This is a genomic window from Chitinophaga sp. 9-1-y (genome assembly GCF_059511905.2).
This window is the reverse complement of record NZ_CM197955.1, coordinates 7,556,709-7,569,633: the sequence shown is the minus strand read 5'-3', so window position 1 is coordinate 7,569,633 and position 12,925 is coordinate 7,556,709. Positions and strand designations below refer to the sequence as shown.

The following is a 12,925-nucleotide window of genomic DNA, read 5'->3' as shown; positions in this document are numbered from 1 at the left end:
AACGCATGAATAAAATATTATCACTCCTCACCATCGCCATAGGATTGTTTGCGTGTAACCCTACCCGTAATGATGAGCATACCACCGACAAATCCGCCTACGATGTGATCAGCGAGAAATCCTATGTGTACCGCGAATTCAAACCCGCGTCCAGCCTGTTAAATGATTCGGTACTGCAATTGCGAAAACAAATGACCGATTTCCTCGACCGCCACAACTTTAAAAGGCATATGGCCGGAAAAGACAGTTTACTGTTCCACCGCGCCAACGGCCAGGAAGTGATCATAGAACTGCCTACCCCCCAGGATATATGGGAACAAAGCACTATTATCGTTTTTGATCCGCAGAAAAATCCTTTGTTCGTAAATTTACACAAAGACACTGCCCAGTTAGGTCATTACATCAAGTAAAACAACAGATAAGCTTGCCGATCAAACAAAACATCAAACTCACCGTAGATGCGGTAGTATTTGGATATATTCCCAAAGAAGGCATTGTGGTGCTGCTCATCAAACGCACCATAGAGCCTTATCTGCACAGCTGGGCACTCCCCGGCGGTTTTGTGCTGGATGAAGAATCCCTCGAAGAAGCCGTTACCCGTGAACTGCTCACCGAAGCCGGCGTAAACATCAACTACCTGGAACAGCTGTATACATTCGGCTTACCCGGCCGCGATCCCCGTGGCAGAATCGTATCTGTTGCCTACTTCGGCCTGGTAAACCCTGTCAACTTCCAGCTGGCCGCCAGCTCAGACGCGGAAGACGCCAAATGGTTCAATATCAAAGACCTGCCCACACTGGCCTTTGACCACGCCGCCATCATTGATGTAGCCGTTCAGCGCCTCCGCAACAAAATCCGCTACGAACCGATCGGCTTTGAACTGCTCGCCAAAAAATTCCCGATCGCAGACCTGGAAAAGCTCTACGAAACCCTGCTGGACCGGCCTATCGACCGGCGGAACTTCCAGAAAAAAATTAATCACCTCGGAATATTGATTGCGCATAATGAAAAGCAGAAACAGGTATCGCAGGGGAGACCCGCGAATTTATTCAGCTTTGATGAGGAACGGTATTTTAAGTTGAAGAAAGAAGGGATGACGTTTGAGATATAGCTGCCCACCCAAACTATTATTTCTACACCCTGTAATTGACCCATATGTTCCGAACCAGCTGTATCATCGTCGCACTTATCCTTACTGTTTCCACGGTATCTGCACAATCCAACTGTAGCATTGCTCCAAACATTGGAAAAATATTGGATCACCTTTACACCTCCTGGGATACCATTGTGATAAATCCAGACGCCATGCGGCCTGTCAGATATGAGCTACTATATTGTTTGAAGGATAGCGCGGATTTCCGGAAAACCAGCAACCTGTTGTTGGATGACAAAACCTGGGAAATATCGTTTTCTTCCAACGGAGGTAGTAGTACGAAGACCAACACCACTGGCACTACCCTTCAAAAAATTCCACAGGAGGTGAATGAGATCTCCTCTATAAAAGCATCGCGGGAGAAATATGGGGCCATGAAATTGCAACATCGAACAGATAGCATCATGACCAATAAAGTAAAGATGGGACAACAAGTGGTAGCTTTGTATTTTACCCGTCAGAAAAAAACGATGCGGTTTATAATGGTGGTAGATGGTGCTTTTGTAGCCTACAGCACATTTGATTTAGTGACAGCACATGATAAAATCAGGAATACGCATAGTAAAGCATTTCTTACGTTTCCTTAAAAATAAAAGAGGCCATAATGGCCTCTTTTATTTTATAAAGATTATCTCGTTGGTAAAAGCTCCTTTTTACAAACAGGCTTCCTACAAATGAAAGGCAGCAATTTCATTCGGCAAAACCTACTGCTGTATTACCACATAACCCAATCATATGCTATCATTTCTGTATTCCAAATTATATTTTGTGTATTTTTTACAATAAATATTTTGCCGTTTCAAATTCCCTGCATACATTTGTGTAACAATGACACAAAATAGCTCGGATATGCAAAACACAAAGCCCACAGGAGTTATTATCGCCCGCTTCCAGACACCTTCCCTCCACGAAGGCCACCTGGCACTAATCCGGCAGGTGAAACAAAAGCACAATCGCGTGCTGATCATACTCGGCGTTAGCCCGGTAAGGGGTAGCCGCAAAAACCCGCTCGACTACTACACCCGCGAGCGCATGATCAAACAACAGTTTCCGGAAATCATCGTATTGCCACTGAGCGATCAGAAAAGCGATGCAGTATGGTCACAGAAGCTGGATGAATTGCTGCACAACAACTTTCCACACGAAAGCTTTTTGTTGTACGGCAGCCGCGATAGCTTCATGGGTAATTACACCGGTAAGTATACCACCGAAGCACTGCCTCCGGTAAAGGATTACAACGCCACCGCTATGCGGGAAGCCCTATCCGACAAGGTGTTTGACACAGAAGAGTTTCGCGCCGGCATCATATACAACACCTATAACCTGTTCCCGTCTGTATATGCTACCGTAGATATTGCCCTGTTCCGCAACAACAAACAGGAACTGCTGTTAGGCCGCAAGCCCAACGAAAACGCATGGAGATTGCCTGGCGGTTTTTCCGACCCAACAGACGATGATTACGAAATGGCCGCTGCCAGAGAGTTACAGGAAGAATGTGGCCCACTGTCAATCAGCCAGATGGAATACGTCGCCTCCATGCGGATTGACGACTGGCGATATCGCACCGAAGTAAACAAAATTATTACCACCCTGTTCAGTACTAACCTGGTAGCCGGTATAGCCGCTGCCGGCGACGACCTGGCCGAAGTAAAGTGGGTAAATGTAAAGGATATACCCTCCTTAATTACCAACGGAGAAATTGTAGATACACATCTCCCTTTACTCGCCAAACTGATGGAAAAATATTCTTACCAAGACTAAAATATTAAGTTATGACAAAGGAAAACCTCCTCCTCCTGGCCGATGCTTACAAATACTCCCACCACAAATTATATATCCCCGGTACCCAATACATCTACTCTTACCTCGAAAGCAGGGGCGGTAAATTCGATGAAACCGTTTTCTACGGCCTGCAATACTTTCTGAAAGAATATTTAGCCGGCGAAGTATTTACCAAAGAAAAGCTGGACGAAGCAGAAGCCTTACTCACAGACGTATTTGGCCGCGCCGATGTTTTCGATCGCAGCCGCTTTGAATACATTATCGATAAACACAGCGGTAAACTTCCCATCCGCATTAAAGCAGTGCCGGAAGGTACGGTGGTGCCTGTACGAAATGTACTGATGACCATCGAAAACACCGACCCGGAATGTTTCTGGCTCACCAACTTCCTCGAAACACTGCTCATGCAGGTGTGGTATCCCTGCACCGTAGCTTCTGTATCCAGGGAGATTAAAAAAGTAGTAAAGAAATATTATGAAGAAACCGCCAGCGCAGCTGCTTTCGCCGGCATCGATTTTGTCCTCAACGACTTCGGCTTCCGCGGCGCCAGCTCAGTAGAAAGCGCCGGTATAGGCGGCAGCGCCCACCTGGTCAGCTTCGCTGGTAGCGACACTATTCCAGGATCCGTATTCGCTAAAAGATATTATGGCGCTACAACCGCACCAGGACTGTCTATCCCCGCTACCGAACACTCCGTAGTAACCCTTTTAGGCGAAGCCGGAGAACTGGAGATATTCAAACACATACTGGACACGTATCCTACCGGCACCATCGCCTGTGTATCTGACTCCTACAATATTTTCCGGGCCTGTGAAGAATACTGGGGCACTGCCTTGAAAGAACAGATATTAAAGAGAGATGGCACCCTCGTTATCCGCCCCGACAGCGGCGATCCCATACAAACCCTGCTGAAAATTTTTGATATCCTGATGAAAAAATTTGGGCACACTACCAACGAAAAAGGTTTCAAAGTACTCCCACCACAGGTAAGGGTAATACAAGGCGATGGCATCAGCTACTCTTCTATACCAGGCATCTTTGAAGCACTCAAACAAGCAGGTATCAGCGCGGAAAACCTGGTACTGGGCATGGGCGGCGCCTTACTCCAACGCGTAAACCGCGATACACAAGAGTTTGCCCTCAAATGTGCCTACGCCGTAGTAAATGGTGAACCGGTAAATGTGCAAAAAATGCCAGTAGAACTGGATGCCGCCGGTAATCTTCGTACTTCTTTCAAAAAATCAAAAGCCGGCAAACTCAGCCTGGTACGCGATAATAACACCTTCAAAACAGTATCTGCTTCAGAAGTCGCCGTAGCAGATGACCTCCTGCAAACCGTATTCGAAAACGGTGAAGTAATCAGGCAATATACTTTCAACGAAGTACGCCAAACCGCCGCTTTATAAAAATATCCTTATTTCTTCCAACACGTTTACCTCAATAGCAGCCGTTTCATCCCCGAAACGGCTGTTTTATTTTTCATTACTTTAACGCCCTTCTCCTGCAATAATTCACCTCATTCATTATCTTCATAGCATGTATTTACTCATACCCGGCCGCCATCATCTGCTAACTGACTTTCAGTTCAAATATCTCAACCGCCTGATCAAATGCAAACTGACAGGCGAAAATGACGTATATGGCCATCCGTTAGCTACACAGGAAATAAACGGAATTATTTTCGCGGTTACCTCGGCAAATCACCTGGGAACCAAGCGGAACCCGGTGCCGTTCTATCTTCGCGCCATGGCCATCCAGGAATTCTCTAACTCCCTGGATGTACCGGCCTTTGTATACGGCATCGACGACGTAGGCGTGATCAACGACTTCACAGATTATACCATCAAAACCATCAAACATTCCAGCGAAGGCGTACACGCGCTCACCCCGGAAAATACCCTCGTGATTTGCTCTACCGCCGTGAAAGAAATGTATCTCCGCAAAGGATACACCGTACTGCCGGCAGAGTGGGACCCTGCCAGTCAACAACTCACCCAACCCATGCCCTGGGACATTGTAAAACTGGTAGCACAATCCGACGACTGGCGAAAAAACAAAACCATCCTGGATCAAATGCATCCGGCCTCATTCAAAGTCTGGTCACTGTATGGAGTAGGGGAGAAGGTGCAACAAATACTCAAAGACCCCATCATCGGCGCCGACGGCGATCTTACCGCTACCCGCGATTACGCCGTATACGTAAAGCAAATGGACGACATCGCAGCACAGAAATACCGCGAAACAGCTCCCTATATCCAACCTGGAAAAATTGGGGACATCGGCTGCGCCGCCGGTTCCTGGATTAAAATAGCCTGCGAAGATGATCGCCTCCATGAGTGCGACTTTTACGGCATTGAAGTTTCCCGGCACTTATACGATATCTGTTTACAACGAAAACATAACGGAGAATTTGCTAATCCTTCTGTCTTCTTCTCACAGAAAAACGCCGTTACCAGCCTGGTGTTCGAAGCAGGCAGTATGAATACCATCCATACTTCTTCGCTCACCCATGAAATTGAATCTTACGGCAACAGGGAAGATTTATTAGCGTTTATCCGTAATCGTTATAATGAATTAGTACCCGGTGGTGTATGGATTAACAGGGATGTAGTAGGTCCGGAAAATAAAGACGAAATCATTTTACTGTGGCTCAACGATACTGATGGAGAAAATAATCTCCCTATGCCCGAAAATGCCAACACGCATGAACTATCGGCCTGGTTGGGCAAACTATCTACCATGGCGCTATTCAAACAATTCGCCAAAGACTTCCGCCACCATGAAGGATTTCAATTGCCATACGAATGGGTAACCATTGCCGGTAAAACCTATGCACAGCTATCCATGCAAAATGCCTGCGAATTCCTTTTCAAAAAAGATTATCACGATAACTGGCTGAGTGAAATGCACGAAACATTTTGCTTCTGGAATTACAACGATTGGAAATCAGCACTGGAAGAAGCCGGGCTAAGGTTAGATCATCTTTCCAGTACCTGGAGAAATGAATGGATTGTGCAAAACAGGTTGGAAGGAAAGGTACAGCTGATGCGCCCGTGCAAAAATGATGTACCCTTGCCCATTCCCTTTCCTGTATCACATATGTTGCTGTTAGCGAGAAAATAATGTTGATAAAAAAACATCATTATGATATCGCTTGTTCTGCAACGTAGTGTTTATATAGTGACAGCAATGCTGTAATAGAAATACCCAATAAGTTGAAGCGGCTCTGTGAGAGCCGGCTTCCCCTTATTATTAGCTTACAACCCTAATTTCTTCAGTGAAACAACTTCCAGTCTGTCGTCCAGTAATTGCGGTATCAGCAATTCTTTCTTCTTTGTATCCAGTGCGATATCAGCAGGAGCACGCTTGGTTTCCTGTTTAGTATATTGATTATTCTTTAAATCATACACGTATAAATTGCCTTTCACCGGGTCTTTAATAGTGATCCAGTCAGATACCAGCAAACGGTGGTCATCTAATTGTACAATACCATCAAAAAGCCCTACCGGTGAATTTTTCAACTCCTCAAAAGCGGCGTTTGTATCGTGCAGTTTCTTTGAATATAATTTACCTGTACCGTCAAAATTGGCGCCCATGCTGCACACGTATATATCATCTGTAGCAACGTTATATACCACACCATTGGGTACTACAATTTCGCCCTTTAACACCGTCCAGGAAGCGGTAACCGTATTCACCAGTAATACATTATTTTTAAATGAGTCGGTGATCACCAGTGTACTATCATCCACTTTAGTTAAATCATTGAGGAGCAGCGCTTTCCCCTCCAGGTTCAAATCAAATACTTTCTTCCGGGTATTAATATCATAGCCTTTCAGGTGATCAATATCTGCTACATACAATACGTCACCAATGATCTCCAGGCCTTTGGGGGCATTCAGGGCATCATCAAAATATTTGAGTGTTTCCAGTTTGCCGGCACTGTTGATATAGGAGATGGCACCATCCCCATCTTTGCCTACTGGATCTAGCTTTGGACCGATTTCAGAAACAAAATAGCCACCTTTATAAGCAACCACACTTTCTGGTTTTTCCAGGCCAGTGGTGGTTTTCTGTGCCTGTACAATAAATGGGGAAATTAATAAAGATAAAAAGGGGAGATACTTTTTCATATGGAAGATTTATGCCCACAAAAGTAATATGCCCTCATTAACTACACCATGTGAAAACGAAAGAATTAATTGTTAATATCAAAGAAAAAAGGAAGCCGGAGTAGGAGTACTCCGGCTATTACCTAAACCTACAACTGTTACACTGTTAGTAACATATCTTTAATTCACATGAATTTCATTTAAAGGAACTTCTTCATAAGAAGCCACCATGCGCTGCCTGATGTAGCGTTTGGTCGACAGCTTACCAATTCCAAACTTCGCCATTACCTTGTCAACCACCATGTATACCACCGGTACCACAATGAGTGTCAGGAACATGGAGCTAATCAAACCTCCAATGATGGCCCAGGCCAAACCATTTTTGATGGCGCCCACCCCACCTGTTGCCAATGCAATAGGTAACATCCCAATCACCATGGCGATAGTGGTCATCAGAATAGGCCGCAAACGAGCGTTGTTGGCATGTATCAACGCCTGATAGGTGCTCTGGCCCTCTTCTTTCATCTGGTTGGTAAAGTCTACCAGGATGATCGCATTCTTCGCCACCAGACCAATCAACATGATTATACCCAATATGGTAAATATATTCAGCGTATTGTTAGTCAGCGCCAATGCCAGCAACGCGCCAATAATTGCCAATGGGATGGAGAACAATACCACAAATGGATAAATGTAGTTATCATACAATGCCACCATGATCAGGTATACCAGTACAATAGAGATCAGCAACGCTGCGCCCAACGTACCAAAGGAATCGCCCTGGTTTTCTGCATCTCCGCCAAACAGGTAACTGATACCCGTTGGTTTACCCATCTTAGCCAGCTTTTCTGTAAACTCCTGTGTTACGGTACCGGAAGGGCGACCCATCACCTGCGCCTGCACTGATACCGACGTATTTTTGTCCCTTCTTTCCAGATGACTCGGACCAGAACCTTCTGTTACCGCAGCAAACTGCGACAACTTGATTAACTGTCCTTTATCATTGATGAACTGTATATTTGAAACATCATCCAGGTTCTTTCTGCTGAAATCATCGAAACGAATGTTGATATCATATTCATAATCTCCCTGGCGAAACTTCACTTTGGAATCATCTGCTGTACCACTGAATGCCGTTTGCATAGTTCCTCCCACCGCATCCAGGGTAAGCCCCAATGCGGCCATCTTATCACGGTCTACCTGCACATTGATTTCCGGATTACCATCTTCTACAGACAGCTTTACTTCCGTAGCACCACTGATGGTTTTCAGGGTATCCATCGCTCTTTTAGCATAGTTCATTACACTATCGAGTTCTGTACCCATTACAATCAGCTCTACCGGCGCACGCTCTGCAGTACCCATAATACTTACAGCCGTGGTTTTTACTTTAACACCAGGTAAGATATTCTTCAACTCTTTCTTAATCTTTGCCGCATAAATATCTGATGCATCCGCGCGCTTCTCCGGATCTACCAGCATTACGGTGATTTCTGATTTATAAGCAGTGGACTGTGAATTACCAAAGCCATCTTCACTGGTTTGACCAACGGTAGTAATCAAACGGGTGATTTCCGGTTTCTTGTTGAGATATTTTTCCGCTGTTCTGGTAGCCAGGTTGGTTTGATCTACAGACGCATCCTTTGGCATTTCCAACATCACAATAAATTGTCCACGGTCACCCTTCGGAATAAACTCACCTCCAATATATCCTTTACCCAACAACATGAAGGAGGCGAATAACAAGCCTATCGCTACTATCAGGGTAATTGCCTTATGCGCCAGTGCCCAACGCAGGATATCTGTCATCCAGCTGGTGAACTTTGATAACTGCGCTTCAAACCAGAGGATAAACTTCTCAAACCAGTTTTTACCCGTGATATGTTCCAGTTTACCAAAACGGGAAGATAACAACGGTACAATCATAAAGGAAGAGAGCAAACTTAACATAGTAGATATCATTACCACCACGCAGAATTCACGCAGAATTTTTGATACCAGCTCATTGGTTAAGGATATAGGGAGAAACACTACCACAATTACCAGGGTAATGGAAGTAACCGTGAATCCTATTTCTTTTACGCCATCAAATGCAGCACGCACCCGGTTCTTACCCATCTCCATATGACGATAAATATTCTCCAGTACCACAATGGCATCATCCACCAGGATACCTACTACCAGCGACAAACCCAACAGGGACATCAGGTTGAGCGAGAAACCCATCAGCTTCATGCCAATAAAAGTAGCAATCAGCGAAGCCGGAATAGAGATCATTACGAAGATGGCACTCCGCACACTATGTAAGAACAACAACATTACTACTGCTACCAGCGCTACCGCCAGGATCAGGTCATGTATTACGGAGTCTGCTGACTCCAGTGTAAAGTCAGAAGAATCATTTGCCACAAGTATCTTCAGATCATTAGCAGCATAGTCTTTCTCTATTTGAGTAATCGTTTTCTTCATTTCCTCACTCACGGTTACCGCATTGGCATCCGTTTGCTTCTGCACCTGCAACGCAATGGAACTCACGCCGTCTACACGGGCAATACGATCCGCGTCTTTCTGCGCATCCTGTACATCAGCAACATCTGTAAGACGCACCTGGGTGCCATTCTCCGTTGTTTTCAACACCAGGTTACGGAGCTGATCTACATTCTTATACTTACCTGCCAAACGGATCAGGATCTGTTCATTGGCTGTTTTTACTTTACCGGTTGGAAAGTCCAGGTTCGCATTGGTGATCAGCTGACGCAACTGCAGGATAGACAAGTTAAATGCCTGCAGTTTCTTAGGATCTACGTTTACCTGAATTTCACGCTCCTGGCCACCAATCAGCGACACCTGCGCCACACCGGGTAAGCGGGACAATAACGGTTGCAGTTTCTTATCTACCAGGTCATAAAACTGTTTGTCGTCCATTTTTGCGGTGGCAGACAATGTCATGATAGGCAAATCATCCAATGAAAATTTGTTGAGGGAAGGTGGTTTCGCATCACCGGGCAAATCCGCCAGGATAGCGTTTACCTTACGCTGTGCATCCTGCAATGCGATATCCACATTGGCATCGTTGTTCAGCTCAACAGTAATAACGGAAAGGCTTTCGGAAGATTTAGAAGTAATCTTCTTGATCTTTTCCATAGACGCAATGGCGTCCTCTATTTTTTTTGTCACACTGCTTTCTACCTCATTAGGAGAAGCTCCCGGGTAAATGGTAGCAATGGTAACGATGGGGGAGCTGAACTTGGGCAACAGCTCGTAGTTCAGCGATTTATAACTCATCACGCCCAACAGGGTGAGGATGGTAAATACCACCACCACAATGGTAGGTCGCTTAATCGATACTTCAGTAATCTTCATGTTGCAAAAATTTGGTCAAACACCAGATACATTTCCTTACTTACTTCGCAGCGTTTTGTACGGCTACAGTGGCGCCTTCTGTCAGGTTAATCTGACCGCTGGTAATGACGGTATCACCTTCGTTGAGGCCTTCCCGTATTTCCACCTGGTCGCCAATAATGCGACCGGCTACTACCTTGCGTTTCTTTGCCACATTACCTTCCATGATATATACTTCGTTGCTGTTTACACCACCAATGAATGCGGTGCGTGCAATAAAAATGGTTTTATCTGCATTCGGGTCTACGAAGTGCGCGGTGCCATACATCCCTGCTTTCAGGTCTTTGCCGGCTACATTGTTTACTTCCATCTCTACCGGGTAGTTAAGGGAGTTATCGCCTTTGGCTGCGATAAAGGTGATAGTACCTTCATACTTTGTTTCCGGGAAAACGTTGCTGGTGACTTCTACTTTCTGACCTTTTTTCAGGGTTACTACCTGACCTTCCGGCACAGATACCGCCAGTTTCAGGCGGGATACATCCACGATATCGAACATTTTAGTACCTACAGAAAGATAAGCACCCAGCTCAATATATTTTTTGTTGATGATACCGGAGATAGGTGCCTTCACATAAGTATCGCTTACACGGCGGCTGGCGGCCTCGTAGCGTGTTTTGGCCACGTCGTACTGCAGGCGTGCATCGTCCATTTGTTTTTGTGTAACGCCACCGGTTTGGAAGGCGCTTTCGTATCTTTCTTTATCTACTTTCAGCTGGTTGAGGTTAGCTTTTGCAGATTCGAGGTCGGTGTTTACAATTTGTGCATCCACGTAAGCAATGGGTTGCCCCTGTCTTACTACACTGCCTTCGTCTACCAGTAATTTGGTAATACGACCGGCAGTTTCTGCCAGGTAAGCCAATTCACGCACGGGGGCGAAGTTACCATTGGCGAGGAAGCCATTTGAAAAATCGTTGCGGGTTACTTTTTGCACCAGCACCGGGATATCGCCGATATTGCTTTGTTTTACGAATTCTGTTTTCGCCTCATTAGCCTTTTTATTAGCATTGAGTTTCCACATGATCAGTACCACTGCACCTATTGTCACTACGCCCCAGATTATAAACTTTTTCATCTGCAAATAGTTTATCGTTGTTTTCGTTTATACGTTTAGTTTAGGAGATCTTTTAAAGATCCTTTGCTCTTTATGATGTCCAGCTCTGCCAGTTTATATTGCAGCAGTGCTTCGTTGTAGCTGTTTTGCGCATCAGCCAGGGAAGTTTCTGCATTGAGCAGATCCGTTAACCCTGCCAAACCGAGTTTGTAGTTATTCTGGGTAGAATAATATACTTCATTGGCCAGGTCCACGTTTTCCTTTTGTGTGGTGATGGTAGATAAGTTACTACGTACCATCAGCTTGGCATTTTCGTAATCTGTGCTAAGCGTTTGTTCGGTATCTTCTATTTGCTTGTTCAGCTGACGCAGCACAACATTTTGCTGGTTTACTTTAGAGCGGCGGCCAAAACCATCGAAGATGGGTATCTTCAGTGATACGCCGATAGCGGCAGCACCAAACCAGCTGGTAGAGTTGGACGGATCTTTGGAGAAAGCGAATTGCTGACTCATGCCGTTGTAAGAATATCTTCCGAATAATGACAGGGAAGGGTAGTACTCCGCCAAGTAAGCTTTTTTCTGGAACAGTTGTAGTTCTTCCTGTTTCTTCAACAGTTTATACTCCGTTCTGTTGGCAATATTCATATCATCATATTGCAATACGCCGGCAGCAGCGGTTTCAATTTCCTTCAATGAGGCGGCAGGCAATAAGAAAGAAGATTGCAATGGCATCCCCATTACCTTTTTCAGGTTATTGGTTTGCATGGCATACTGGTTCAACAGTTGCGTGCGTTGCGTGAGATAATTAGTCAGGTTTACCTTGATACGATCAAGGTCTATCTTCTTGGCCAATCCATTATCGAATTGTGATTTGGTAGCACTTACCAGTTGGGTCAGTTTCTCAATATTACTGTTGATAGTCACAATTTTTTCTTGTGTTACCATCAGTTGATAATACAGCTGAGATACGCTATAGATCACGTTTTCCTCAGATTGCACGGTTTGTATTTTATAATATTCTTCACCGGCTTTTGCTGCCTTCAAACCTGTAAATACGGCCTGGTTAAAGATTTGCTGGCTCAATTCTGCGCCTACGGTGGCATTATACTTTACACCGAATGCCACGAGGATAGAGCTATCTGGTGGTTTACCAAATACAGCACCTGGAATGAGTGATTTTTGCAGCATCAGGTTATCTGTATAAGATGCGTTAGCATTCAGCTGAGGCAAGGCCTGGGAGCGGACTTCCTGGGTTTTGAATTTACCCATTTCCTCGTCCATTTTAGTCCGGGCTAATTGTTTGTTGTTGTTCAATGCAAACTTCAGCGCTTCGGATAAAGTGAGCTGCGTTTGGGCATAGCCATTATACACCCCTATCCCCAATAGGAGGACAAGCGTTAACTTTAATCGCTTCATAAATTAAATC

General features: G+C 45.1%; 10 protein-coding genes. 6 read left to right on the top strand and 4 right to left on the bottom strand.

The window, feature by feature from the left end:
- The first annotated feature begins 5 nt into the window (after nucleotides 1-5).
- From AC5ZC7_RS30200 to AC5ZC7_RS30175, 6 genes are all read left to right on the top strand, one after another.
- A complete protein-coding gene (locus AC5ZC7_RS30200) occupies nucleotides 6-410 on the top strand; it encodes a hypothetical protein (RefSeq protein WP_496161127.1) in 405 nt (134 codons plus the stop codon).
- A gap of 14 nt (nucleotides 411-424) precedes the next feature.
- Entirely contained in the window at nucleotides 425-1,111 is a 687-nt protein-coding gene (locus AC5ZC7_RS30195) for an NrtR DNA-binding winged helix domain-containing protein (protein WP_496161126.1), read from the top strand.
- Nucleotides 1,112-1,155: 44 nt separating this feature from the next.
- Nucleotides 1,156-1,740, top strand: coding sequence for a hypothetical protein (locus AC5ZC7_RS30190; RefSeq protein WP_496161125.1), 585 nt, complete (start codon nucleotides 1,156-1,158; stop codon nucleotides 1,738-1,740).
- A gap of 262 nt (nucleotides 1,741-2,002) precedes the next feature.
- Nucleotides 2,003-2,914 carry an NUDIX domain-containing protein gene (locus AC5ZC7_RS30185; RefSeq protein ID WP_496161124.1) on the top strand — a complete coding sequence of 304 codons (912 nt, stop codon included), beginning with the start codon at nucleotides 2,003-2,005 and terminating at the stop codon, nucleotides 2,912-2,914.
- Nucleotides 2,915-2,925: 11 nt separating this feature from the next.
- On the top strand, nucleotides 2,926-4,341 hold the full coding sequence (locus AC5ZC7_RS30180) for a nicotinate phosphoribosyltransferase (protein ID WP_496161123.1): 1,416 nt from the start codon (nucleotides 2,926-2,928) through the stop codon (nucleotides 4,339-4,341).
- Between the two features lie 130 nt (nucleotides 4,342-4,471).
- Nucleotides 4,472-6,058 carry a class I SAM-dependent methyltransferase gene (locus AC5ZC7_RS30175; protein ID WP_496161122.1) on the top strand — a complete coding sequence of 529 codons (1,587 nt, stop codon included), beginning with the start codon at nucleotides 4,472-4,474 and terminating at the stop codon, nucleotides 6,056-6,058.
- A 134-nt stretch (nucleotides 6,059-6,192) separates the two neighbouring features.
- Here the strand turns inward: AC5ZC7_RS30175 and AC5ZC7_RS30170 are convergent, their stop codons facing one another.
- The 4 genes from AC5ZC7_RS30170 to AC5ZC7_RS30155 form a co-directional block, all read right to left on the bottom strand.
- On the bottom strand, nucleotides 6,193-7,068 hold the full coding sequence (locus AC5ZC7_RS30170) for a hypothetical protein (RefSeq protein ID WP_496161121.1): 876 nt from the start codon (nucleotides 7,066-7,068) through the stop codon (nucleotides 6,193-6,195).
- Nucleotides 7,069-7,227: 159 nt separating this feature from the next.
- Nucleotides 7,228-10,410, bottom strand: a complete 3,183-nt coding sequence (locus AC5ZC7_RS30165; protein ID WP_496161120.1) for an efflux RND transporter permease subunit — start codon at nucleotides 10,408-10,410, stop codon at nucleotides 7,228-7,230.
- A 40-nt stretch (nucleotides 10,411-10,450) separates the two neighbouring features.
- A complete protein-coding gene (locus AC5ZC7_RS30160) occupies nucleotides 10,451-11,521 on the bottom strand; it encodes an efflux RND transporter periplasmic adaptor subunit (protein WP_496161119.1) in 1,071 nt (356 codons plus the stop codon).
- A gap of 35 nt (nucleotides 11,522-11,556) precedes the next feature.
- Nucleotides 11,557-12,915 carry a TolC family protein gene (locus tag AC5ZC7_RS30155; RefSeq protein ID WP_496161118.1) on the bottom strand — a complete coding sequence of 453 codons (1,359 nt, stop codon included), beginning with the start codon at nucleotides 12,913-12,915 and terminating at the stop codon, nucleotides 11,557-11,559.
- Nucleotides 12,916-12,925: the final 10 nt, after the last annotated feature.